25 protein-coding genes are annotated in these 26159 nt (G+C 40.0%); 24 read left to right on the forward strand and 1 reads right to left on the reverse strand.

The genetic code is table 11. The annotated features are described in order from the left end of the window. Positions 1-34: 34 nt before the first annotated feature. The 18 genes from BKL51_RS04200 to ppx all read left to right on the forward strand — a co-directional run bounded on the left by BKL51_RS04200 (position 35) and on the right by ppx (position 21286). Positions 35-967 carry a peptidylprolyl isomerase gene (locus tag BKL51_RS04200; protein WP_077465490.1) on the forward strand — a complete coding sequence of 311 codons (933 nt, stop codon included), beginning with the start codon at positions 35-37 and terminating at the stop codon, positions 965-967. Positions 968-1033: 66 nt separating this feature from the next. Next, the gene (mltG, locus tag BKL51_RS04205) at positions 1034-2080 is read left to right on the forward strand and encodes an endolytic transglycosylase MltG (RefSeq protein WP_077465511.1); all 1047 of its coding nucleotides are present in this window, start codon (positions 1034-1036) and stop codon (positions 2078-2080) included. A gap of 1 nt (position 2081) precedes the next feature. Beyond that, positions 2082-2714, forward strand: coding sequence for a dTMP kinase (gene tmk, locus BKL51_RS04210; protein WP_077465491.1), 633 nt, complete (start codon positions 2082-2084; stop codon positions 2712-2714). Continuing rightward, entirely contained in the window at positions 2711-3694 is a 984-nt protein-coding gene (locus BKL51_RS04215; RefSeq protein WP_077465492.1) for a DNA polymerase III subunit delta', read from the forward strand. The genes tmk and BKL51_RS04215 overlap by 4 nt, the downstream gene beginning before the upstream one ends. Before the next feature lie 49 nt (positions 3695-3743). After that, positions 3744-4526: a YchF/TatD family DNA exonuclease gene (locus BKL51_RS04220; RefSeq protein WP_077465493.1), complete on the forward strand. Its 783-nt coding sequence runs from the start codon at positions 3744-3746 to the stop codon at positions 4524-4526. A gap of 28 nt (positions 4527-4554) precedes the next feature. Continuing rightward, entirely contained in the window at positions 4555-5079 is a 525-nt protein-coding gene (locus BKL51_RS04225; protein WP_077465494.1) for a DUF1523 family protein, read from the forward strand. A gap of 86 nt (positions 5080-5165) precedes the next feature. Beyond that, complete coding sequence (locus BKL51_RS04230) at positions 5166-6458, forward strand: hemolysin family protein (RefSeq protein ID WP_077465495.1); 1293 nt, start codon at positions 5166-5168, stop codon at positions 6456-6458. A gap of 78 nt (positions 6459-6536) precedes the next feature. Then, positions 6537-7058 (forward strand): hypothetical protein, encoded by a 522-nt coding sequence (locus BKL51_RS04235; RefSeq protein WP_077465496.1) that lies wholly within the window; start codon positions 6537-6539, stop codon positions 7056-7058. Positions 7059-7130: 72 nt separating this feature from the next. Next, positions 7131-8660 (forward strand): fused PTS fructose transporter subunit IIA/HPr protein, encoded by a 1530-nt coding sequence (gene fruB / locus BKL51_RS04240; protein WP_077465497.1) that lies wholly within the window; start codon positions 7131-7133, stop codon positions 8658-8660. Positions 8661-8662: 2 nt separating this feature from the next. Beyond that, a complete protein-coding gene (fruK, locus tag BKL51_RS04245; protein ID WP_077465498.1) occupies positions 8663-9604 on the forward strand; it encodes a 1-phosphofructokinase in 942 nt (313 codons plus the stop codon). A gap of 4 nt (positions 9605-9608) precedes the next feature. Further along, on the forward strand, positions 9609-11285 hold the full coding sequence (locus tag BKL51_RS04250; RefSeq protein WP_077465499.1) for a fructose-specific PTS transporter subunit EIIC: 1677 nt from the start codon (positions 9609-9611) through the stop codon (positions 11283-11285). An 81-nt stretch (positions 11286-11366) separates the two neighbouring features. Next, a complete protein-coding gene (locus BKL51_RS04255; protein WP_077465500.1) occupies positions 11367-11627 on the forward strand; it encodes a succinate dehydrogenase assembly factor 2 in 261 nt (86 codons plus the stop codon). A 109-nt stretch (positions 11628-11736) separates the two neighbouring features. Further along, positions 11737-12312, forward strand: coding sequence for an RNA polymerase sigma factor RpoE (gene rpoE / locus BKL51_RS04260; RefSeq protein ID WP_077465501.1), 576 nt, complete (start codon positions 11737-11739; stop codon positions 12310-12312). Positions 12313-12329: 17 nt separating this feature from the next. Further along, positions 12330-12914 carry a sigma-E factor negative regulatory protein gene (locus BKL51_RS04265; protein ID WP_077465502.1) on the forward strand — a complete coding sequence of 195 codons (585 nt, stop codon included), beginning with the start codon at positions 12330-12332 and terminating at the stop codon, positions 12912-12914. Positions 12915-12991: 77 nt separating this feature from the next. After that, positions 12992-13945, forward strand: a complete 954-nt coding sequence (rseB, locus tag BKL51_RS04270; protein WP_077465512.1) for a sigma-E factor regulatory protein RseB — start codon at positions 12992-12994, stop codon at positions 13943-13945. 143 nt (positions 13946-14088) lie between these two features. Then, positions 14089-15825 carry an autotransporter assembly complex family protein gene (locus BKL51_RS04275; RefSeq protein ID WP_077465503.1) on the forward strand — a complete coding sequence of 579 codons (1737 nt, stop codon included), beginning with the start codon at positions 14089-14091 and terminating at the stop codon, positions 15823-15825. Positions 15826-15836: 11 nt separating this feature from the next. Next, positions 15837-19730 (forward strand): translocation/assembly module TamB domain-containing protein, encoded by a 3894-nt coding sequence (locus BKL51_RS04280; RefSeq protein WP_077465513.1) that lies wholly within the window; start codon positions 15837-15839, stop codon positions 19728-19730. Positions 19731-19741: 11 nt separating this feature from the next. Continuing rightward, positions 19742-21286 (forward strand): exopolyphosphatase, encoded by a 1545-nt coding sequence (gene ppx / locus BKL51_RS04285; protein ID WP_077465504.1) that lies wholly within the window; start codon positions 19742-19744, stop codon positions 21284-21286. Here the strand turns inward: ppx and BKL51_RS04290 are convergent. Continuing rightward, a complete protein-coding gene (locus BKL51_RS04290) occupies positions 21283-21669 on the reverse strand; it encodes a hypothetical protein (RefSeq protein WP_077465514.1) in 387 nt (128 codons plus the stop codon). The genes ppx and BKL51_RS04290 overlap by 4 nt on opposite strands. 121 nt (positions 21670-21790) lie before the next feature. Between BKL51_RS04290 and BKL51_RS04295 the strand changes: the two genes are divergently transcribed. The 6 genes from BKL51_RS04295 (at position 21791) to BKL51_RS04320 (ending at position 26101) form a co-directional block, all read left to right on the forward strand. Next, positions 21791-22390: a beta-phosphoglucomutase family hydrolase gene (locus BKL51_RS04295; protein WP_077465505.1), complete on the forward strand. Its 600-nt coding sequence runs from the start codon at positions 21791-21793 to the stop codon at positions 22388-22390. After that, positions 22391-22993 carry a sugar O-acetyltransferase gene (locus tag BKL51_RS04300; RefSeq protein ID WP_077465506.1) on the forward strand — a complete coding sequence of 201 codons (603 nt, stop codon included), beginning with the start codon at positions 22391-22393 and terminating at the stop codon, positions 22991-22993. It abuts the gene before it with no gap. Positions 22994-22995: 2 nt separating this feature from the next. After that, entirely contained in the window at positions 22996-23472 is a 477-nt protein-coding gene (locus BKL51_RS04305; protein WP_077465507.1) for a YqaA family protein, read from the forward strand. 182 nt (positions 23473-23654) lie between these two features. Further along, complete coding sequence (gene luxS / locus BKL51_RS04310) at positions 23655-24158, forward strand: S-ribosylhomocysteine lyase (RefSeq protein WP_077465508.1); 504 nt, start codon at positions 23655-23657, stop codon at positions 24156-24158. Positions 24159-24167: 9 nt separating this feature from the next. Beyond that, on the forward strand, positions 24168-25349 hold the full coding sequence (purT, locus tag BKL51_RS04315; protein WP_077465509.1) for a formate-dependent phosphoribosylglycinamide formyltransferase: 1182 nt from the start codon (positions 24168-24170) through the stop codon (positions 25347-25349). Positions 25350-25423: 74 nt separating this feature from the next. Then, a complete protein-coding gene (locus tag BKL51_RS04320) occupies positions 25424-26101 on the forward strand; it encodes a transcriptional regulator (RefSeq protein ID WP_077465510.1) in 678 nt (225 codons plus the stop codon). The last annotated feature ends 58 nt before the right edge of the window (positions 26102-26159 follow it).

The raw sequence follows: 26159 nt of genomic DNA on the forward strand, positions 1-26159 counted from the left end.
CAGCGTCGTCGGCTTATTTTGAAGAAAAATAAATATGAAAAAAACAGTATTAAAATCTCTTTTTATTGTCATGTTAGGTGCACTTTCATTTTCCTCTGTTTATGCAGAAGAGCGAGTTGTGGCAACAGTAGATGGCGTTCCTGTTCTAGAAAGTCAGGTGCGTGCGGCAATGGGGAAAAAAGGTAATTACCAAGCAGCATTAGATAAAGTCATAGATGATATTTTGGTACAAAAAGCTATTCAAGAATCCGGTGTAAAAATAAACCCTCGTGAAATTGATCGCATTGTAGATAATATTGCTGAACGAAATGGTTTAACCTATGGGCAATTTTTAGATGCATTGGATTATCAAGGCATTTCTCTGAAAGCTTTTCGTCAGCAAATTGCGAATCAAATGATGATGTCCGGCGTGCGTGATCACGCAATTAGTAACAGCGTACAAGTAACCCGTGAAGAAGTGAATGAATTAGGCAAAAAAATGTTAAAAGATGCAAGAGCTAATGGCTCTGAGCAAAAAGTAACAGGTAAAGAATACGAAGTTCGTCATATCCTTTTAAAACTTAATCCAATGTTGAATGATGCACAGGCAAAAGAGGAACTTCAAAAAATTCGTGCGGATATCATTTCCGGCAAAACAACTTTCGCCGATGCCGCACTAAAATATTCTAAAGATTATTTATCCGGGGCTAATGGTGGAAGTTTGGGTTATGCCTTTCCCGAAACCTATGTAGGGCCTTTTGCTAAAGCTGTACAAACGGCTAAACAAGGTAGCATTTCCGCACCTTTTAAATCAGAATTTGGCTGGCATATTTTAGAAGTTACCGGTACACGTGATGCTGATAAAACCGAAGAGGCGTACCGTCAAAAAGCTTACGAACAAATTGTAAACAGCCAGTTAAAATATGCGACGAAAGATTGGGTAAAAGTCCTGCGTAAAACTGCCAATATTCAATATTTTAACCAATAAGTTTGCATTTTGTATGAGAGGGGCGTTTTGCCCCTTTTATTGTTTTTGTTCCATTGTTTTGATTCTATGAAAAAATTTTTTACTAGCTTATTTATTCTTCTTTTGATTATTATTGCCGGTGGTTTTTGGACTTATAAGAAATTAAACGATTTTCAACAAGAAACAGTAAATGTGAGAGCCGATCAACTTTTAACTGTTAAACGTGGTACGACAGGGCAAAAATTAGCTACGCTTTTTGAGCAGGAAAAATTAGTGAAGAATGCAGTTTTTCTTCCTTACTTGTTGAAATTAAAGCCCGAACTAAACAAAATCAAAGCCGGAACTTACTCTTTAAGCGGTATCAAAACTATACAAGATCTATTAATTCTGCTGAATTCCGGAAAAGAAGCTCAATTTAACGTACAATTCATCGAAGGAAAAACTTTTAAAGAGTGGCGAAAAAACCTCGAAAAAGCACCGCACTTAAAGCAAACTTTAAAAGGTAAAAGCAATCAAGAAATTTTCGATTTACTTGAAATTCCGAATTTTGTAAAAAATATTCACGAATATAAAAATCTTGATGGTTGGTTATGTCCCGATACCTACAGTTACACGCCAAACTCAACGGATTTAGAATTGCTCCAACGTTCGGCGGAACGTTTAAAAAAAATCTTAGATAAAGCTTGGAATGAACGCGATGAAAATCTTCCATTAGCAAACCCTCATGAGATGTTAGTGTTAGCTTCTATCGTAGAAAAAGAAACCAGTATTGCGGAAGAACGTGCTAAGGTGGCTTCTGTATTTATTAATCGCCTCAATACAAAAATGAAATTGCAAACGGATCCCACGGTAATTTACGGTATGGGTGAAAATTATCAGGGAAATATCCGTAAAAAAGATTTAGAAACACCTACGGAATATAATACTTATGTGATTGACGGATTGCCGCCAACCCCAATTGCAATGGTGAGCGAAAGCGCTTTACAGGCGGTAGCGCATCCTGAAAAAACCGATTTTTACTATTTTGTCGCAGATGGAAGTGGTGGCCATAAATTCAGTCGTAATTTAAATGAGCATAATAAAGCGGTTCAGCAATATTTACGTTGGTATCGTAGCCAGAAAAATGGAAAATAATATGAGTGGGAAATTTATTGTTATTGAAGGGTTGGAAGGCGCAGGAAAAAGCACGGCACATCAGTCAGTAGTAAAGATATTGAATGAATTAGGCATTCATAATGTAGTATTTACCCGTGAACCGGGTGGTACGCCTTTAGCTGAAAAATTACGTCAACTTATCAAACATGAAACGGAAGAACCGGTTACAGACAAAGCCGAATTACTGATGCTTTATGCCGCTCGGATTCAATTAGTGGAAAATGTAATTAAACCGGCCCTTGCCGAAGGAAAATGGGTTGTAGGGGATCGTCACGATATGTCATCACAGGCCTATCAAGGTGGTGGACGTCGGTTAGATCCTCATTTTATGAAAATCTTAAAAGAGGCGGTTTTAGGTAATTTTGAACCGGATCTTACTATTTATCTAGATATTGATCCCGTATTGGGTTTGGCTCGAGCCCGTGGACGTGGCGAATTGGATCGTATTGAACAAATGAATCTTGATTTTTTCCATCGCACTCGTACCCGTTATTTGGAATTGGTGAAAGATAATCCGAAAGCGGTTATCATCAATGCGGCGCAAGATATTGAACAAGTACAGGCCAATATTACAAATGCGGTGAAAAATTGGTGGAAACATAACGAAAAATGACCGCTCTTTATCCTTGGCTTGCGCCTACCTATATAAAAATTGCCCAAACTTTTTCCGAAGGTTTAGGACATCATGCGATACTTATTAAAGCCGATCAGGGGCTGGGCGTAGAACATCTCTTTGATATGCTTTCTCGTCGCATTATGTGTATGAATCCGAAAGATAATGAACCTTGCGGACAATGCCATGCTTGTCATTTAATGCAAGCGAACAGCCATCCGGATTATCATGAACTGTATTCTGTCGATGGGAAAAATATTGGCGTTGATCAAGTGCGTGAAATTAACGAAATTGTCGTCCAACATGCCCAACAAAATGGCAATAAAATCGTCTATGTGCAAGGGGCTGAATGCTTAACGGAAGCTGCCGCTAATGCTTTGCTTAAAACGTTGGAAGAACCCCGTCCGAACACCTATTTTTTGTTATTGGTAGATAGTTCTGTTAGTTTGTTAGCGACAATTTACAGCCGTTGTCAAGTATGGAATCTGCCTATACCGAACGAACAAATGGCGAAGGATTGGTTACAAAATCAAATAGCGGCGAAAACAAATGAAATATTAACCGCACTTGCCATGAATTTAGGCCGTCCTTTACTTGCATTGGAAACTTTGCAGCAAGGCTTAATTGAGCAACGAAAAAATTTTCTTCGTCAGTTTTGGCTTTTTTACCGTCGTCGTTCTCCTCTGGAGATTCTTCCATTATTTGACAAGGAACGTTATATTCAACAATTGGATTGGATTTTAGCCTTTCTTTCCGACAGCTTAAAGTACAAACTTGAAATAGTCGGCCATTGCCAAACGATGGATTTAGCCAGAGGAATCGAACAATTTAGTGATGAACAAACTGTTTTGGATTTATTGCAATCAATCCGGATTATGCAAAAAGTGCGGTCGGATTTACTTTCAATTAACGGTGTGAACGTAGAATTAATATTGTTAGACGGATTGACTAAACTTATCACGAATGTCTTTGAAACGTGATAGAGGGTGTATTCCTCACTAAAAATAAAAAATAAAGGAAAAATAATTTATGTTTATCGTTGATTCCCACTGCCATTTAGATGCACTGGATTATGAAAATTTACACAAAAATATTGCCGATGTAGTGGAAAAAGCACAAAAACAGGATGTGAAACATATACTCGCCATTGGGGTAACATTAAGCCGATTTGAAAAGGCTTATGACTTATTAAACCCATTTGAAAATATTTCACTGGCGTGTGGCGTGCACCCGTTAGATTTTGAAGAAGAACCCTACGATGCAGGACGTTTATTTCGCTTAGCGCAAGATAAAAAAGTCATTGCCATTGGTGAAATCGGACTGGATTATTATTACAGTGCGGATAGTAAAATGGCACAGCAAGATATTTTTGCCAGCCAAATTGACATCGCAAACCAACTTAATAAGCCCGTGATTATTCACACCCGTTCAGCCGGTGATGACACAATTTCTATGCTCCGTAAACATCAGGCAGAAAAGTGCGGCGGTGTAATTCATTGTTTTACCGAAACTTTGGATTTTGCGAAAAAAGCATTAGATTTGGGTTTTTATATTTCTTGTTCCGGTATTATTACTTTTAAAAATGCGGAAGCTATTCGTGAAGCGATTCGTTATGTGCCAACGGATCGTTTGTTGGTGGAAACGGATTCGCCTTATCTTGCGCCCGTGCCATATCGTGGGAAAGAAAATCAACCTGCCTATACTCGCGAAGTATGTGAGTACGTGGCTACATTAAAAGGAGTTTCTCTAGAAGAATTCGCCCAAATTACAACACAAAATTTCGAACGTTTATTTAAAATTGATGTACAATAAATGCTCAATATGAAAGAGAGAAAAGGTTATGCGTAAATTTTTCAAATATTTTTTATTTTTAGTGGTGTTTACGTTCCACGGTTTTATGTTTTCCGTGGTGAATTATGTATTTCCTCATTACGATGTGACTCGGGTAACGGGGGTAGAAGTAAAACGCGTTGATAAAGACGGACCGATTACCAAATCCAATCCGGCAGACGGCCCGACGCGTGATGTATACTATATTAATACACAGAATGATGACGGTAAAATTATGGTTTACCGTAACGAAGATACCCGTTGGGGTTTTCCTTTCTATTTTAAATTCGGTTCGGCCAATTTACAGGCCGAAGCCCAAGCTATGGGAAATGAAAATAAACTGGTTCAAATCAAATATTACGGTTGGCGTTTAACCATGTTTGATGAGTTTCGTAATGCTGTTTCCGTGAAAGAAATCAGTGGTGATGTTACACCAAATTATCCTATTTTATCTTGGATATTTTATGCTTTCTTGTTAGTGACATTATTTCTTTCCATTCAATTTATCCGTGGCTGGTTTGACAGCGAAAATTAGGTTTTCATTTCCTTGAAAGTGCGGTGGTTTTGACCGCACTTTTTATCAAAATTATCAAATCGATTTATTCAGTTAACGAGAGAACTATGAGTTTATTTGCAGCGATTTTAGTCATAATCGTGTTAATTATTATCAGTGCCATTGTTTCATCAGCGGAAATTTCTCTTGCCGGAGCCCGCCGCATTAAATTGCAAAATATGGCAAATGAAGGCAATCTTAAAGCCGAACAGGTATTGAAACTACAAGAGCAGCCCGGACGTTTTATCACCGTCGTGCAAATTGGCTTAAATATGGTTGCAGTATTAGGGGGGATGATTGGTGAGGCGAACCTTAGTATTCATTTACAACAGTTTTTAAACGGACATATTCGGGATACTTGGGTTGAACCCGCTTCATCTTGGATGGCCTTTTTGCTTGTTACCTGCTCTTTCATTCTTTTAGCTGATTTAATGCCTAAACGCCTTGCCTTGATTAACCCGGAAGCGGTTGCATTGCGTACGGTCGGCATTATGCAGGTGTTTATTTTCTTATTAAAACCTATCGTCTGGGTGTTTGATGGGATGTCAAATTTACTTTTCAAAATTTTTGGCATCTCAACGTTGCGTGATGACAATATGACACCGGAAGATATTGTGGCGGTAGTTGAGGCGGGCGCTGAAGCCGGCTTACTAAAAACCCAACAGCATTATCTGATTGAAAATATTTTTGATATGCAAGAACGCACGGTCACTTCCACTATGACGACACGTGAAAATATCGTGTATTTAGACCGCACTTTTAGCCGTCAAGAAGTGGTGGATACCCTTTCCCGCGATTCTCATTCCAAAATTGTTATTTGTGACAATAGTTTGGACAGAATTTTAGGCTATGTGGAATCCCATACTTTGTTGACCATGTATTTGCAAAATGCGAACGTGTCATTGACTGATCCTAAATTATTACGCAAAGCCTTATTTGTGCCGGATACTCTCTCGCTTTATGAAGTATTGGAATTATTCAAATCAACCGGTGAAGATTTTGCCATTATCGTCAATGAGTATGCGTTGGTGGTGGGCATTGTAACGCTTAATGATGTCATGAGTATCGTAATGGGGGAATTGGTGTCCAATGAGGAAGAGCAAATTGTTAGTCGAGATGAAAATTCTTGGCTGATTGACGGTGCAACACCTCTTGAAGATGTGATGCGGGTATTGGATATAGAATCTTTCCCTGATGAAGAAAATTATGAAACAATCAGTGGTTTTATGATGTATATGTTACGCAAAATCCCGAAAAAGACTGATTTTGTCATTTATGGCAAGTATAAGTTTGAAGTGATTGATACGGAAAATTTTAAAATCGATCAAATTTTAGTGTCACTGGTTAAAGAGAGCGAGTAGCCCCGCTTTCTTGCTTAATCCCCCGCAGTCAGTATAATGGCGGCGATTTATTTTTAAGTTGAAATAGGAATAATCATTATGTTAAAAAAAATCTCTATATTATTGTTTTCCATTAGTTTAGCAGCTTGTTCCTCAATGACGTCTTATATTCCTTTTATGGATAGTGACAAAAAAGTGATTAATTTGGATGAAGACAAGATTGATCAAAAATCTTATGCTGCGGCTTATGAGGCAACAGTGGCGACATATAAAGGTCGTGTAAATGAAGATTTCTATGTAGACAATTTTGCCAGTGGTGCTAATGACTGGTATTTAGGGCGTATTTTAGTGCCGATTAAGCAAATCCAAGACAAACTTTACAGTGGCGGGCATGATTCCGATGTTTATGCTTATTATAGCGGTGTCTTGCACGCCGAAGCCTTACAAAATAATTTCAATCGTTTAAGCCAAGCTTGCTGGAATAAATTAGATTCACCAAGTATTACTCAGGGAATTTATGACGCAATGCGTGATTTGAAGAAAGGTAAAGCGCGTGGCGAAAATGATGAATACATCGCAAAGGGCAGCGATGAATTGTTAAGAATTTGTACATCTAAATAATAAATAAAACTGTTGCTAGGGTAATGCTATCAACAGTTTTTCTTTTTCTAAATCTTAGACTAAGGAGTAAGAATGTTAGAACTTTCGGAAAGCAACATTCATTTAAATGCCATTGCAGAAACCAAACAACAAACCATTGAGATGGTGGCGAATGCATTGGAAAATGCTGGCAATGTAGAACAGGGATATCTACAAGCAATGTTAGCGCGTGAGCAGCAAACTTCCACTTTTTTAGGAAACGGTATTGCGATTCCTCACGGCACATTGGAAACACGCGATATGGTGAAAAAAACCGGCGTGCAAGTCTTTCAATTTCCTCAAGGGATAGAATGGGGGGAAGGCAATATTGCCTACGTTGTGATTGGTATTGCCGCACGTTCCGATGAACACTTGGCGTTATTACGCCAATTAACCCATGTACTTGGTGATGAAGAGGTTGCAGCAAAATTAGCCACATTAACGGATGTCGTACAGTTCCGTGCCGTTTTAATGGGTGAAACAAGCGAGAATTTTACGATTCCCGAAGAAAATATTCGCTTAGATATTGAGACGCAAAGTTTACTCACTTTGGTGGCAATGAATGCCGGTCAACTACAAGCGCAAAGTGCGGTAGAAAATAGCTTTGTTTCTGAAGTGATTGGCAATGCCGCTTTACCTTTAGGTAAAGGCTTATGGGTCACTGATGCGGTTTCCGGCAATGTGAAAAATGCCTTGGCATTTAGCCGGGCAAAAACGATTTTTAACCATAATGGAAAACCGGTGAAAGGCGTTATTACCGTTTCTGTCGTCAATGAGGCTATTAATCAGGTATTAACCCGTTTGTTAGAGGAAAATGTACAAACCGCTTTATTAGAAGGAAATTCTTCCAGTATTTTGACTGCACTTTTAGGCGGAAATGCAGCGCTTTCCACTTCAACGCAAGCACAAAATACAGAAGTTGCTAATGCGGTAATGGGGATATTTACTATTCGCAACGAACATGGTTTACACGCTCGTCCAAGTGCCGTATTAGTCAATGAAGTGAAAAAATTTGCGGCAAAAATCACCGTGCAAAATATTACTCGCGGTAGCGAACCGGTGAGCGCAAAAAGCCTGATGAAAATTGTTGCACTTGGTGTGACACAAGGTCATCGTTTGCGTTTTGTGGCGGAAGGTGACGATGCCAAACAAGCGATTGAATCTCTTGGTAAAGTGATTGCCGAAGGACTGGGTGAAAATGTTTCAGCGGTACCGCCGGCAGAACCGGATGTTATCGAGATTGTAGGCCAACAAACCTCCACACCGACTGTAACGGAAGATAAGGATTTACCTTCCGATGCCATTGAAGCGGTATTTGTTATCCACAATGAACATGGTTTACATGCTCGCCCAAGTGCCGTATTAGTTAATGAAGTGAAAAAATACAACGCTTCCGTTGCCGTACAAAATTTGGATCGCGATTCCCAGTTGGTCAGCGCAAAAAGTTTAATGAAAATTGTTGCATTGGGCGTAGTGAAAGGCTCCCGTTTACGCTTTGTGGCAACCGGCGAACAGGCAAAAGAAGCCATCGAGGGTATTCGTCTTGCTATTGAATCCGGTCTTGGCGAAGGAAAAGGGGAATAACGATGGCAAAAGTTGCAACCATTACATTAAATACCGCCTACGATTTAGTCGGTCGTTTGCCACGCATTGAATTGGGTGAAGTCAATACAGTGGAAACACTAGGGCTTTTTCCTGCCGGTAAAGGTATTAATGTAGCAAATGTGTTGAATGATTTGGGGGTAGAAGTTGCCGTTGGCGGATTTTTAGGGGAAGACAACGCCGGTGATTTTGAACAAATGTTCAAAAAGAAAAACTTGGAAGATAAATTTCACCGCGTTACCGGTAAAACCCGTATTAATGTAAAAATTACGGAAACCGAAGCCGATGTAACGGATTTAAATTTTCTTGGTTATGAAATCAGCCCGCAATCTTGGCAGCAATTTGCCGCAGATACTTTGGCTTATTGCCTTGATTATGACATCGTGGCGGTATGCGGTAGTTTACCGAGAGGGGTTACGCCGGAATTATTTGCCGATTGGTTAAACCAACTCCATCAATCCGGTGTAAAAGTGGTATTAGATAGTAGCAATGCGGCACTGACTGCCGGTTTGAAAGCTCACCCTTGGTTGGTAAAACCGAATCATCGTGAATTAGAGGCTTGGATTGGCCATTCACTTAATACTGAGGAAGAAATTATTAGTGCCGCACAGCAATTAAGCAATCAAGGCATTGAAAATGTCATCATTTCTATGGGGGCGGAAGGTTCATTGTGGATCAATCATGAAGGCATTATAAAAGCCCAACCGCCAAAATGTGAAAATGTGGTAAGCACCGTAGGCGCAGGAGATTCAATGGTCGCCGGCTTAATTTATGGCTTTGCGCAAGGATTCGCTAAAGCAGAAACCCTTGCATTTGCTAGTGCGGTTTCCGCTTTTGCGGTATCACAAAGTAATGTGGGCGTAAGTGATCCAGCCTTATTGAAGCCGATTTTAAACCAAGTAAAAATTACTGTGATTGAAGGATAATAGAATGAAGTTATTTTTAACCCAATCAGATAATATAGGTAGCGCAAAAGCCTATTTATTGCGTGAGGTATTTCGTGCAGCGGCACAGAAAGCAGAAGATATATCGTTGGTAGAAAACCTTGCAGAGGCGGATATTGTTCTCATTGTGGGATCAAAATTGCCAAATAATTCTGCTTTGGTAGGCAAAAAAGTCTTACTTGTTAGCGAAGAAAGTGCAATGAATGCACCGGAAACAATCCTTACAAACGCACAAACTCAAGCGGTGGATTATGTTGCACCGGAAAGTGCGGTTAGTTTTAACGGTGTTTCCAAGGTAAAAAATATTGTTGCCGTTACCGCCTGTCCAACGGGCGTAGCGCATACTTTTATGTCCGCAGAGGCTATTGAAGCTTATGCGAAAAAACAAGGTTGGAAGGTAAAAGTGGAAACCCGAGGTCAGGTGGGCGCAGGCAATGAAATTACGCCGGAAGAAGTAGCTGCTGCCGATCTTGTTTTTGTGGCGGCAGATATTGATGTGCCGTTAGACAAATTTAAAGGCAAACCTATGTATCGTACTTCTACCGGTTTAGCGTTGAAGAAAACGGCACAAGAATTTGATAAAGCCTTTAAAGAAGCCAAGGTGTTTGAAGGTGTTAGCAGCAAAGCGGCAAACACCGAGGAAAACGGCGAGAAAAAAGGCGTTTACAAACATTTGATGACGGGTGTGTCGCATATGTTACCGTTGGTGGTAGCTGGTGGGTTGCTGATCGCTATTTCATTTATGTTTGGTATTGAAGCTTTTAAAGATGAAACTGTTTTTCACGGTTTACCAAAAGCTTTAATGGATATTGGCGGCGGTGCAGCATTCGCTTTAATGATTGCAGTATTTGCCGGTTATGTGGCATTTTCTATCGCCGACCGTCCGGGACTTGCTGTGGGGTTGATTGGCGGTATGCTTGCTAGTACTGCCGGAGCCGGGATTTTAGGCGGTATTGTTGCCGGTATTGTTGCCGGTTATGTGGTAAAAGGGCTTAATGCAGCCATTAAGTTGCCGGTGAGTTTAACTTCGCTGAAACCGATTTTAATTCTACCGCTCTTAGGTTCATTAATTGTCGGCTTGGCGATGATCTATGTTATCAATCCGCCTGTTTCACAAGTGATGAATGCTTTGACTGAATGGTTAAAATCCATGGGGGAAGTAAACGCAATCGTATTGGGAACGTTAATCGGTGCCATGATGTGTATTGATATGGGCGGGCCGGTAAATAAAGCGGCTTATACTTTCTCAGTGGGCATGATCGCCTCACAAGTTTATACCCCAATGGCTGCGGCGATGGCAGCAGGCATGGTACCGCCAATCGGTATGGCGATTGCAACTTGGATTGCTCGTAATAAATTTACAGCTAACCAACGGGATGCGGGGAAAGCCTCTTTTATATTAGGATTATGTTTTATTTCGGAAGGGGCATTGCCGTTTGTAGCGGCGGATCCGATTCGTGTGATTATCAGTTCTGTTGTCGGTGGGGCAACGGCCGGTGCGATTTCAATGGCTTCAGACATTACATTACAAGCGCCACATGGCGGTTTATTTGTGATTCCGTTTGTTTCCGAACCGGTTCGTTATTTAGCGGCAATTGCAGCCGGAGCTTTAGTTACCGGTGTAATTTATGCAGTAATTAAACCAAAAGCGACAACCGAATAATCAACCTAAAGTGCGGTTAGTTTTTCAGCTATTTTTAAAATGTTGAAAAATTTAACCGCTCTTTTATAAATAGGGGGCTGTATGGAAAAATATAATAAACTTCGCATTGAATGGGATTGTCGTCGGGGAATGTTGGAACTTGATAAAATTATTATGCCGTTCTACAAACATTATTTTGATCAACTCTCGGATGACCAAAAAGATATTTTTATTCGATTACTTGCCTCCACGGATTTACAGCTTTTCTCTTGGTTTTTTAACCGTGGCAAATCTGAGGATATTGAGTTACAAAATATGGTTGAATATATTCAAACCATACAAAAAATGCCCATCACCGGTTAAATTTATTTTTTAACCTTTGAACTTTTTTAATTCGCTTATGTCAGATACAGCAGGTGAGAGCTTGATGTCTTGAGTATTAAGGTGTGTTAGGCATAGCATTAGGAGAAATATGGCTGAACAGCTAACCGATCAAGCTTTGGTAGAAAGAGTACAACAAGGCGATAAAAAAGCCTTTAATTTATTAGTTTCGCGTTATCAAAATAAAATAGCCGGATTACTTACCCGCTACATTTCGCGTAATGATATTCCTGATGTTGTACAGGAATCTTTTATAAAAGCCTATCGTTCCATTGAATCTTTCCGGGGAGATAGTGCGTTCTACACTTGGCTATACAGAATTGCCGTTAATACGGCGAAAAATTACTTAACGGCACAGGGGCGTCGCCCTCCAAGCGAAGATATTTTAGCAGATGATGCCGAAAATTATGATGTGGGAACTCATCTTCGTGATGTGGATACCCCGGAAAATGAAATGCTATCCGACGAACTGGAAAAAATTGTATTTGATACGATTAATGGTATGCCGGAAGATTTAAAGAGCGCGATTACTCTTCGTGAATTAGAAGGATTAAGCTATGAAGATATCGCAGAAATTATGAACTGTCCCGTAGGCACTGTGCGTTCTCGAATTTTCCGTGCGCGTGAAATTATCGAAAACAAAATACAACCGCTTATGCAACGTTAATGAAGTCGGAGTTTAAAATGCAAAAAGAGTTACTTTCAGCCTATATGGATGGCGAGCAAGTGGATGCAGCATTCACAGAGGAATTGTGTAAAAACGAATCTTTACGCCAGTCTTGGGCAACGTATCATGTGGCTCGTGCAGTCATGCGTAAAGAAAGTGCGGTCATTTTAGGGGCTGATTTTACCGCAAAAATGGCCGATTTAATTGAACGTGAAGAAATCGAAAGAGTTGGAATCACTCAATCACAACCAACACCTGAAGAAACACAAGGTTTGCCGTTTATGCGCAAATTTAAGTCTTTTTTTGCGCCAATGGCACAAATTGCCGTAGCTGCCGGTGTATGTCTAGTGGCGGTGCTTGGCGTACAGTCGTTTAATGCAAAAAACGATGTAAATAATGCGCCAGACACCCCGGTTTTACAAACATTACCATTTAATAATGCGGTCCAAGAAGTCAGCTATAACGCCCCGACTAAAGATGTTGCAACAGCTGACCAAGTGGAACAAAAAAATCGGCGTATCGGGGCAATGTTACAAAACTATGAATTACAGCGTCGTATGCATGCCGATACATTCAATATCGGTACTAATCAAGCAAAATAATTATTAAATAAAAAAATAAATTCACCACCAATCTCTGCGATGGCATGGTGAATTTTTTTATGAATTGTAAAGAATTTATGAAAAAAAGCACCTTCAAATTAATCGCACTTTTGCTTATATCTTTATTTAGCTTTTGTGTTTCTGCAGAAGAACTTTCAGCAAAGAGAACGTTGGAAAAAATGGCGAATGCGGTGAATAATCTTAATTACGAAATTGCCTTTGTGCAAACATCGCCTTCTAATATGGATTCTTTCCGTTATCGACATATTAAACAGGATAACAAAACTTATGCACAGCTTGTCACATTGGACGGCGAGCAGCAGGAAATAATTCAGCGTGATAATTTAGTGAGCTATTTCCAATTGAATTCACGGGCTTTTACATTGAATAGCGGAAGTATTGTTGATGCTTTACCGGCGGTGATTCGTAGTAATTTTAATAAATTAGCGGAAAACTATGATTTTATCCCCTTAGGAAAAAGCCGCGTTGCCGGACGTTTTGTAGATATTGTCCGTATTGTGCCGAAAGATGATTTTCGCTACCAATATTTGGTTTTTGTCGATGAAGAAAACGGTTTATTGTTGCGTGGCGATATGCTTGACAGAGATGGTAAATTACTTGATCAGTTTCGTGTAGTCACCCTTTATATTGATGATCGCTTGAAAGGATTAACTGAATATTTAAATAAGGTTTCCATGCCACCGTTATTAAATGAAACACAAAATGCGGTTTCTTCGCTAAACTGGAAACCAAGCTGGTTGCCGAAAGGGTTTGAAAGTATTCGCCACAGTCAGGATTTATTTGACGGAGAAACGATTGACAGCACTTTATTTAGTGATGGATTGTTTACTTTCACGTTATATGTCACAAAGGCGGAAGGGCAACAGTTAAATCCCGATCAAGCGTGGAAACAAGGCGAATATACTCTGTATAGCGAGGTGGTCGGCGACAAAGAAATAACCTTTATTGGACAATTACCTATTGCTACTGCCAAGCGAATTGTGCATGAAGTGCGGTTTTCTGGTAACTAAAAGAAAAGTGCGGTTGATTTTAACCGCATTTTTTATATCTTATTTAAGTAATTAAATTTTTTGTAAAAAATCTTCAAACCCTTTAACTTTAAGGTAAACTAACGCAGTTAATTCTTATTTTTATAATACTTAGTGAATTAAAAATGAAAAAATATCTTCTTAAATTGACCGCACTTTTATTATGTTTTTCGACATTCTCCGTATTTGCGGAACAAACGGTAGATATTGAAATTCGCGGTATTCGGGGTGAACGTGCAATTCGCAATACCGAACTCAATGTTGAGCTGATCAATAAAGAAGAAATGGATGGTTCCGACCGTTATAAACAACTTGTTACGGAAGCTGTGGATAAAGGTTTGCGAGTATTTGGTTATTATGACTCTTCTGTCTCCTTTGAATTAAAAAAGCGTAAAAACGGACGTGATTTATTGATCGCTTATGTCAAACCGGGAGAGCCAAGCAGAATTGCGGGTACGGATGTTAAAATTGAGGGCGAAGCGGTGCAAGACAAGAGTTTTCAGGTATTACGTAAAAATTTGCCCAAAGAGGGAGAATTGGTTGAACATCAAAAATACGATGATTATAAAAGTAGTATTTCTACCCTTGCCCTTGCGCGTGGTTATTTAGATGGAAAATTTACCGTTTCCCGTTTAGAAATCAGCCCGGAAACCCATCAAGCTTGGTGGCGAATACTGTTTGACAGTGGTGTACGCTATCATTATGGCGAGATTAAATTTAGTCGTTCACAGATTCGTGACGATTATTTACAGAATATGTTAAAGATCCAGCGCGGTGATCCTTATTTATTAAACCAACTTTCCGGATTAACCAATGATTTTTCCTCTACCGGCTGGTTTGCTTCTGTTTTGTTACAACCGCATGTGGATGAACAAAATAAAGTGGTTAATTTAGAAGTATTGTTGAATCCGCGTAAAAAAAATGCCGTGGAACTTGGTGTAGGGTTCGCTACGGACACCGGGCCGCATTTACAAATCGGTTGGACAAAACCTTGGATTAATAATCGTGGGCATAGCTTTCGAACCAATCTTTATGTTTCTTCTCCGAAGCAAACCCTTGAGGCATCTTATAAAATTCCGCTGTTAAAAAATCCATTAAATTATTATTACGAATTTTCCGGCGGTTTGGAAAATGAGGATAAAAATGATACCAAAACCACGGCTATCACTTTGGCAGGGTTGCGTTATTGGAATAATAACGAAGGTTGGCAATATTTTGCTGGTGTGCGTGCCCGTTATGATAAATTTACTCAAGCGGATATTGATGATAAAACCCTTTTAGTTTATCCGACCGGCGGATTTAATCGCACCCGTTTACGTGGCGGAATATTTCCGACATGGGGTGATTCGCAGAAAATTACCGTTGATGTGGCCTACAAAGGACTACTTTCCGATGTGAGCTTTTATAAAGTGCAAGCCTCAACGGGTTGGATTCGTACTTATGCGGAAAATCACCGTATTATTACTCGTGCCGAAATAGGTTATTTACATACCAAAGATATTAATAAGATCCCGCCGACATTACGTTTTTTTGCCGGAGGGGATCGTAGCGTGAGGGGGTACGGTTATAAAAAAATCTCACCGAAAGATCATAAGAACAAACTTGTGGGTGGTTCCCGTTTGCTCGCCGGATCCTTTGAGTATCAATACCAAGTTTATCCTGCTTGGTGGGGAGCAACCTTTGTAGATACAGGGCTTGCGGCAAATAATTTTAGCAATGAAGCATTACGCTATGGTGTTGGTGTGGGCGTGCGTTGGGCATCGCCGGTGGGAGCAATCAAATTTGATATTGCAACGCCGATTCGCGACAAAGACAACAGTAAAAATATTCAATTCTATATCGGCTTAGGTACAGAAATTTAGGTTAAATTATGTTGGAACAAGAAATAAAACAAACGGAAGGAACGCCGCCTAAAACGATGTCAAAAAAGAAAAAATGTTGTTTACGTAAAGCTATTTGTTTAGGAAGTGCGGTCGTTTTTGCACCTGTTTTTGCCCTTGTGGGAATGCTTTCTTTTGATGCTGGGCAACGGAGCCTTATTCAACTGGCGGATAAACTGCTTGATGATCTTTCAATCGAACATATTGAAGGGGGGCTTCAACAAGGTTTAATTTTGCAAAATGTGCGTTATCAAACGGCTGGTATTGATAACCAAATTCCCCAAGCTCGCCTACAACTCGACTTTAGTTGCTTACTTTCTCGCAAAATTTGTGTAGAAGATATTTCTGTCAAATCCCCTAATATTTTAATCGACACATCAAAATTACCGCCCTCAGCCCCTCGGCAGACTGAAAATAGCAAGCTGGAAAAATTGAATTTACCGATCAGTCTTGATGTGAAAAATATAACGGTAGAAGCCCTTCGTTTTCAACTTGATCAAACCCATATTGCCCTTGATCGTTTTCAAAGTGCGGTCAGTTTAAATAATGAATCGGGTTTGACTTTAGCACCGACCGAACTTGATACGCTTAAGGTTAAAAGTATTCAATTCAATCAAACGGAAAAAACGGCTGAACCGAAAAATAACCTACCGGTGGATTGGGAGCGGATTGAGCAAAATCTGACACCGGCATTTTTAGGCAATTTAAATGAAGTCAATTTACCCTTTGATATTCATATTCCAAGCCTTGTGGCGAAAGATTGGCAGTATCTCTCTCAAAACGAACAATCGGAAGAATTGCAACGCATTACCCTGCCTTCCGTCATCCTACAGGCTGATGCCACAGGTCATAATGTTCAACTTAAGAAATTCGCCTTAGAAAGTTCGTTAGGCAATGTTAATTCACAGGGTTCATTACAACTTAATGGCGATTTTCCTGTGAATTTGACCCTAACTTCCGAATTGAAAGCTATTCAATCCAAAGGAAAAGAAATCCTGCCTAAAAGTGATGTGCAATTTTTACTTTCCGGATTATTGAAAAAAACGACCGCACTTTTTCTTAATACAAAAGGCATAGTAAATGCGGAATTAAAGGGTGAAGTAAAATTGGCTGAAGACAAAATGCCGTTGAATCTCAGCCTGAAAGTCTCTAACGGGCAATATGCTTTTGCAGAAGGATTGCCGCCACTTAAATTGAATGATGCGGCATTGAAATTGAGCGGTGATTTGCTGAATTATCATGCGGAACTTGAGGGTAAAATCGAAGGAATGGAACATATTCCACCTACCCGTTTAACCCTTGATGCCGAGGGCAAATTGTACGAGGTAAATATCAATCAACTAGATCTTGCCGCGCTTGGCGGCTCAGCGAAATTAAGCGGTTCGGTAAATTGGAAACAGGGCGTAAAATGGGACATGGATACGGATCTAAATAAAATGAATATCCGTCCTTACGTTCCCGCAATGCCGGCGGTGTTATCTGGTACATTAGCAACATCGGGTGCTATGGGGAGCGCTGGTTGGCACGTGGATATTCCTACGTTGGATGTAAACGGTACACTTTCTAACCGTCCGCTAAGTTTGAAAGGCAACCTGATCTTAAATGATAAAATATTATTCAATACCCCTAATCTCTTGTTAAATTATGGCGATAATCGGCTTCACGCTAAAGGTTCGTTAAGTGAGCAATCGGATTTAGTCTTGGAGATTAATGCGCCTAATTTACGAGGGGTGTATGGCGATTTGGCGGGGGCTGTGGTTGGGAAGGCCGCAATAAAAGGCAGGTTGAGTGAACCGAATGTGGCGATTGATCTCAATACGCAAAACCTCCACTGGCAAACCCTAAGTATTACCAATGCGGCAATTAAAGGCAATATTTCGAGTTCTCCGCTGCTGAAAGGAGATTTGACGGTGAAAGGCGGTAATATTCGCTATGGCGATGCGGTGGCAATGCGTTCAGTCGATTTAACGCTTTCCGGCGATGAAAAAAATCATAAATTAGTTTTAGCGTCTCAGGGTGAACCCGCTGCGGCGAATTTACAAATCTCCGGAAATTTTGACCGCACTTCGCAACAATGGCAAGGTAGTTTAAGCCAGGTAAAAGTTGATACGCCGATTGGCGAAGTAAAATCGAATCAGTCTATTCCCGTTACTTATAACAATAAAAAAGTCCAAGTCTCGGTCGGGGCGCATTGTTGGATAAATACGGATGTGGATTTGTGTTTTCCACAGCCCTTTACTGCCGGCGTAAATGGTGAAATTCCATTTAATGTAAAACGTATTAACTTGGATTTAGTGAATAAACTGACTAAACAAGATAACTTAAAGGGGCAGCTTCGCAGCGAGGGAAAAGTCGCATGGTTTGCTGATAAGCCGTTCGTTTTAAACGTTGCATTAAACGGTGATAACCTTGGTATTACGCAAAAGTTGGATTATCGCACTTTTAAATTAAATGTGCCTAAATTGTCACTCAATGCAGATATTCAAAATAATAATTTGACCTTAAAATCCGACATTAATGTACAAAATCAAGGCCGTATTCATACCACTTTAAAATTGAATGATTTAAGCGGGGCGCGTTATCTTGGCGGAACTCTCAATATTGAACGTTTGAATTTAGCATTGGTAAACCAGCTATTCAGTCATGGTGAAAACATTAACGGTGAAATTGTTTCAACATTGACTTTGGCGGGATATCTTGAAAAACCATTATTGAACGGTTATTTTGATGTTCGGAATCTGACCACCAAGCTGAAAATGTTACCCTTTGAGGTAACAAAAGGTGATATTGCCATTCGTTTTAACGGCACTAGCTCAACTCTGCAAGGTAATGTGCAAACGTCGGAAGGACGTTTAACAATGATGGGGCGTGCAAATTGGGCAAATTTAGCCAATTGGAATACGGAAGTGCGGGCGGAAACGGAGAATTTTAAGCTCGATCTGCCTTCTATGGGTAAATTCCGCCTTTCTACCAATGTAGTGGCAAGAGCTACGCCGAAATTATTGGAATTATCGGGAAATGTGAATATACCATGGGCGAGAATTAAAGTAGATGCTTTGCCGGATAATGCAGAACCGGTAAGCGAAGATGAAGTCATTTTAAACGGACCGTATAAGAGTAAAGAGGAATTAATTAACCGTGAATTTGCCTCAACCACCAAATCGGGTATGGAAATTCGTTCTGATCTGAAAATCAAAATCGGTAACGATGTACATTTTGATGCCTATGGTTTCAAATCCAATTTGGAAGGCTTGCTTTCTGTGAAACAAGAAAAAGGGCGGCTGGGATTGTTCGGTCAAATAGATTTGAAAAACGGACGTTACGCTTCTTTTGGACAAGATTTGCTTATTCGCAAAGGGCAAATTAATTTTGCGGGTTTACCTTCACAACCTATGTTAAATATTGAGGCAATCCGTAATCCGGAAGCCATGGAGGATAGTAATATTACCGCCGGTGTAAAAGTGGTGGGCGTTGCAACCAATCCGGAAGTTACGATATTTTCAAATCCCAGTAAACCGCAAGATCAGGCGCTTTCCTACTTATTAACCGGGCGTTCTTTGGAAGACAGCGGACAAGCAGGAAGCGGCGGCTCCGTGGGAGCCGCATTGCTTGGTATGGGATTAGCGAAGAGTGGTAAACTTGTGGGAGGTATTGGCGAAGCCTTTGGCATTCAAGATTTAAACTTGGGTACTGCCGGAGTGGGCGATAGCTCTAAAGTACAAGTAAGCGGTAATATCGGTAAACGTTTACAGGTAAAATATGGGGTAGGTTTATTTGATGGTTTAGCCGAAATTACCCTGCGTTATCGTTTACTGCCACAGCTTTATTTTCAATCTGTTTCCAGTACAAACCAAGTTTTCGATTTACTTTATCAATTTGAATTTTAGGAATCATTTTTATGAATAACAAAATACTGATAGAACAAGATACACTACCCTATTCCCGTGTTAATGTGCGGGAAATTGCTGCCATTGATCTCGGTTCAAACAGTTTTCATATGATTGTGGCACGCATTATGAACGGCTCGATTCAGGTGTTGTCACGTTTAAAACAAAAAGTGAAATTGGCTGAAGGGTTAGATGAAAACGGCGTGTTAAATCAAGAGGCGATTACCCGCGGTGTAGATTGTTTGGCGCTTTTTGCCGAACGTTTGCAAGGTTTTGCCTCGGAAGATGTGAGTGTAGTGGGCACTTACACGTTACGAAGAGCGATCAATAACGATGAATTTTTACGTCAGGCAGCAAAAGTATTTCCTTATCCGATAAATATTATCAGTGGACAAACCGAAGCTAAAACTATTTATGCCGGCGTGTGCCATACCCAGCCGGAAAGAGGCAGAAAATTAGTGATTGATATTGGCGGCGGTTCAACCGAAATGATCATTGGAGATGATTTTACCCCGATTGTGGTGGAAAGCCGTCATATGGGTTGTGTTAGTTTTGCTTCAAAATATTTCAAAAACGGCGAAATTTCCAAAGAAAATTTTGAAAAAGCTTATCAAAATGCAATGAATAAAATTGAAGATTTAGGCTGGGAATACCGCAATCTCGGTTGGCAATCCGTATTGGGTTCGTCCGGTACGATAAAAGCGGTACATCAAGTCATTGCAACTACCTTTGATCCAAACGGGATTATTACGAAAGCTCATTTAGCGGATTTAATCGAACAAACTTTACGTGCAAAACATTTTAATGAACTAAATATTGTTGGATTGAACCCGGAGCGAGTGGATGTATTTGTACCGGGATTGGCTATTTTAAATGCAATATTTGATGTGTTCCATATTGAGCAGATGCGTTATTCTGACGGCGCATTGCGTGAAGGGGTAATGTATAATCTTGAGAAAAATTTCCAAGTAGCGGATATTCGTGCGCGTACGGCGTGGGGATTAACGGAACAATTTGATATTGATACTGACCAAGCGCATCGCATAGCCGGTAGTGTAAATTTGTTGGCACATCAATATACCGGGTGGGTCAAGCCGGAACTTGTAGAAGAAATGAGGGATTTGTTGCTTTGGGCGGCACGCTTACATGAGGTCGGTATTGTGATTAATCATAAAAGTATGCAAAAACATTCCGCCTATATTCTGCAAAATATGAAATTACCGGGATTTGATCGTGAACAGCAGCGCTTACTTGTGTTGCTTGTTCGTCTGCATATCGGCATATTAAAAATGACGGATTTGGTGAAATTTTCCCGCTATGATGAACAGGATGTGCTGGCGTTAATACGATTGTTGCGCCTTGCCGTAATCTTAAATAAATCACGTCAAGCCACAGAAAAAACTCAAAAAATCACTCTCAAAACCAACCGCACTTTTAAAGATTGGATGTTGGGATTTGAGCAAGGTTACCTTGATCGCAACCCGTTGATTTGGAATGAGCTTAGACAAGAAAGTAACGGATTGAAAGAATTGGGATTAGGGTTGGTATTTAATTAATCGGAGATTGGAGCGTGGTAAATTTGTTCTTGCTCCAGTAGCAACGAATAAACATTTGCCAAAAAATAAGTTTGTTCTGCGTGAGGAATCTCAAAAGGTATGAAAGAAAGGAGATCCTCATGAATTGCCAAAACCTGAGGTAAAATAGTCGCACATTGAATTTCTTCAAATATTTCCCGGTAGAGTGGAGAAACACAGCCGCCGCGTTCTATACGGCCTAAGCTACAGGCGATATGGAATAACAACATATTGACTAATGCGGTGTTAACGTCCGCTTTCCAGTGGTTTTTGAGGCGATCACGCAGTTGGAGTACGATTTCAATAATCGGTTGATTAATTTGCCCGCGTAATTTCCAACGCTCAAGTTGATCAAGCAGTCGCATTTTTTCTCCCGTTCCACTAAAATCATCCTCATAATCTACCGCACTTTGTATAAAGAAAACAGTACAGAGATCACAAATCTGTAACAAATTCATAAATCTCATAAGGAATTAAGAAATAAAGATGATAGACAATGCACTTTTCGACCGTTATGAAGGGTTGATTTTTGATATGGATGGTACATTGATTGATACAATGCCGGTACATGCCCGAGCTTGGGGAATGGTAGGCGAACAATTCGGCTACGATTTTGACAGCCGAATTATGTATCAGCTAGGCGGAGCTACGGTGCGAACCATTGCTTCGGCGATTATGGAAAAAGCCGGTATGCCACAACGCCATCTTGATGAGGTGATTGAGGCGAAACGGGCGCTTTCCTATCGACTTATCCCCACTGAATCCAAATTGCTTCCCACCTTTGAAGTTGTTCGACACTATTATCGCAAAAAACCGATTTCGCTCGGTTCCGGTTCTCACCGCCATTTGATCGATATGTTAATGAATAAACTTGCCATTGCGCCTTATTTTAATGTTATTGTCAGTGCCGATGATGTAAAAGAACACAAACCGCATCCGGAAACGTTTTTACGTTGTGCGGAATTAACTGGCGTAAATCCGATAAATTGCATTGTATTTGAAGATGCGGATTTAGGCATCCAGGCGGGACTGAACGCAGGAATGGACGTATTTGATGTACGTTCTCATCAAATCATTAAGGCATAAATAATGACGGAATATGAAAAAATGATGGTGGGTTTGGCTCACTTGCCTATAAAATCCGAATTAACCGTGATGCGCCAACGTGCAAGGGAAATTTTGTTTGAGTTTAACTGCACTTCACCGAATGATGAGGAAACGCAAAATAACTTGATCAGAAAATTGTTTGCTCAAGCCGATGAAACTACGTCCATTAATGAACCTTTTCATTGTGATTATGGGGTAAATATTAAAGTCGGAAAAAATTTTTTTGCTAATTACCATTGTGTGATGTTAGATAACGGCGGAATTACCATTGGTGACGATGTGATATTCGCACCCAATGTTAGCCTTTATACGGTGGGACATACTTTAGATGCGGAATTGCGTAATATTGGCTGGGAACAGGCAAAGCCTATCACCATAGGCAATAGTGTTTGGGTTGGTGGTAATGTAGTAATTTTGCCGGGAGTAACTATCGGAGATAATGTCGTCATCGGCGCGGGCAGTGTCGTTAGTAAAGATCTGCCGAATAACGTGCTTGCCTTTGGCAACCCTTGCCGGATCGTGCGTGAAATTACCAAACAGGATCGTGAATATTATATTCGGACTTATCAGCCGGATGCCTAGTTATGGATTGGTTTTCCTTTAGTTTTTGGGCTGATTTTGGGCAGAATCACGCATTGTGGTTGATGTTCGTCAGTGCTTTTTTAAGTGCTACGGTATTGCCCGGTAATTCGGAAATCGTGTTTATGACATTGGTTATCCCTAAATTAACCTTCAATCCAATCTTAAGTACGGATGTCTTAGGGCTTATTTTTATTGCCACATTGGGAAATGCCTTGGGAAGTCTTACGACTTATGCGATTGGATGTTGGTTTCCTAAATTTGAAGGCAAAAATGACCGCACTTTATGGATAATAGAAAAACTTCAACGTTATGGTGCGGTGGCATTATTATTGAGCTGGTTACCTGTTGTGGGCGATTTATTTTGTGCTATTGCGGGCTGGTTGCGTCTAAACTTTGTAGCGAGCTGTTTATTTATTTTTTTTGGTAAATTGGCGCGTTATACGATGTTATTGTTTTTAAGTACTACGTTCTTATTATAAAATGCTAAAAAAATACCCTTCAGCAAGTGAAAGGCAAATAACCTAAGGAACCAATTTTATTAAACAACTGCAAGTTGCTTACTCTATAAGACTAAGGTTTTGCAGAAAAGTTCAAAGGGAATTGAGAAAATTGACAATTTCTTGAAGAAAATTTACAACTAAATGATTTATAGGAAAAGTTTATGCCGTTACTTGATAGTTTTAAAGTGGATCACACCAAAATGAATGCACCGGCCGTGCGTATTGCCAAAACAATGCAAACGCCAAAGGGCGATGACATCACAATTTTTGATTTACGTTTCTGTATTCCAAATAAGGAAATTCTGCCGCCAAAAGGAATACATACCCTTGAGCATTTGTTTGCCGGCTTTATGCGAGATCATTTGAATAGTGAGAGTGTGGAAATTATTGATATTTCGCCAATGGGTTGTCGTACCGGTTTTTATATGTCATTAATCGGTACACCGAGCGAGCAACAGGTGGTGCAGGCATGGTTGGCTGCGATGCAAGATATTTTAAACGTGAAAGATCAAGCGGCAATTCCGGAATTAAATATTTACCAATGCGGCACTTATACTGAACATTCTCTTGATGAAGCGCACGAGATTGCCAAAAATATCATTGCTCGAGGGGTTGGTGTGAATAAGAATTCCGATCTTACCCTTGACGAATCATTACTAAAATAAGGAGAGAATATGACAACCCTTGGCACTGCATTAAGCCCGAATGCAACTAAAGTGATGATGTTGGGATCCGGTGAATTAGGCAAAGAAGTCGTCATTGAATTACAGCGTTTAGGTGTGGAAGTGATCGCTGTAGATCGCTACGAAAATGCACCGGCACAGCAAGTGGCGCACCGTGCTTATACGATTTCTATGTTAGACGGTGATGCACTGAAAGCTTTAGTCGAAAAGGAAAAACCCGATTATATTGTGCCGGAGGTGGAGGCGATTGCCACGTCAACTTTAGTGGAATTGGAACAAGCCGGTTTTAATGTCCTCCCAACGGCAAAAGCTACGCAGCTCACTATGAATAGGGAAGGAATTCGCTGTTTGGCTTCCGAGGAATTAGGCTTACCTACTTCACCTTATCAATTTGTCGATAATTTTGCCGATTTTCAAAGTGCGGTGGAAAAAATTGGTATTCCTTGTGTGGTGAAACCGATTATGTCTTCTTCGGGTCATGGTCAAAGTATTCTGAAATCAAAAGACGATCTACAAAAAGCGTGGAACTATGCGCAAGAAGGGGGGCGTGCCGGAGCGGGGCGTGTCATTGTAGAAGGTTTTGTTAAATTTGATTATGAAATCACGTTGTTAACTGTTCGTCATATCAATGGAACGAGTTTTCTTGCACCAATCGGACATCGCCAAGAGCACGGTGATTATCGCGAATCTTGGCAACCGCAGGCAATGTCAGAGATTGCTTTACAAAAAGCACAAGCTATTGCGGAAAAAATCACTGGTGCATTAGGCGGACGTGGCATTTTCGGAGTAGAAATGTTTGTTTGTGGTGATGAGGTGATTTTCAATGAAGTTTCACCACGCCCGCATGATACCGGTATGGTCACCTTAATTTCACAAGAATTATCCGAATTTGCCCTACACGCTCGTGCCATTTTGGGGTTACCTATTCCCGAAATAACCTTGATTAGCCCGTCGGCTTCTAAAGCTATTGTGGTGGAGGGGCAATCAAAGAATGTTCAATTTGGCGGCATTGATAAATTGCTTGCCGAACCGCACACCAGTATCCGTTTGTTTGGAAAAACGGAAGTAAACGGTCATCGCCGATTGGGCGTGGTACTGGCTCGTGATATTTCGGTGGAAAGAGCATTGGAAAAAGTAAAACGGGCTTATGAAAAATTAGAAGTTAAGCTGTAAATTATTTCATTATTTAGGCATATTTTAGGATATGCCTTTTTATTAAAATACAAAGGGGGATAAATCACAATATTATGAATAATGTACAAAAGAAATATTTTATTGGATTAACCCATTTTTTAGGAAATGTACTAGGTCCTAAATATGAAGTGGTTTTTCATTCTTTTGATAAAAATAAGGCATCAATAGAAGCGATTGCCAATAATCACGTGAGCGGAAGAAACCTTTCCGCACCGTTGAGTTCTTTTGCATTAAATATGTTACAGGAGAAAGTGTATCTAGATAAAGATTTTGTTTCTAATTATAAAGCTGTGGGGGACTCTAATAAACTTATTAAAGGCTCAACTTATTTTATAAAAAACGGTGATAAATTAGAAGGAATATTATGTATTAATCATGACACTTCTGAGCTTGTTGATACGGTAAGTAAGCTAATTGAATTAGAAAATTTAGGAACCTTTGTTAATTTATTAGGTATTGATTCTGCATTTGCAGAAATGGAGGAATCTGAAATAATTAGTAAGGAAAAACTTGAAAATTCAGTCGAAGATATTTTGTCTGAATATATAGATCTCACTCTACTAAACTCAGATAAAAGCTTAACATTAAGACAAAAAGAAAATTCTATCCGTGTTCTGTTTGAGAAAGGAATATTTAATATTAAAGGTGCAGTTCCTTTTGTAGCAAAGTATTTGAGAATATCAGAGCCTAGCGTTTATCGATATTTAAAAAATATTAAGAATAAAAAATAAGAATAAAATTGACATTCTAAATAAGAATGTCAATTTTTTATTAGCCTACTACCCCCGG

Origin of the sequence: Rodentibacter sp. Ppn85 (assembly GCF_001999335.1) — a bacterium.
In the GTDB taxonomy this organism is placed as follows: Bacteria; Pseudomonadota; Gammaproteobacteria; order Enterobacterales; family Pasteurellaceae; genus Rodentibacter.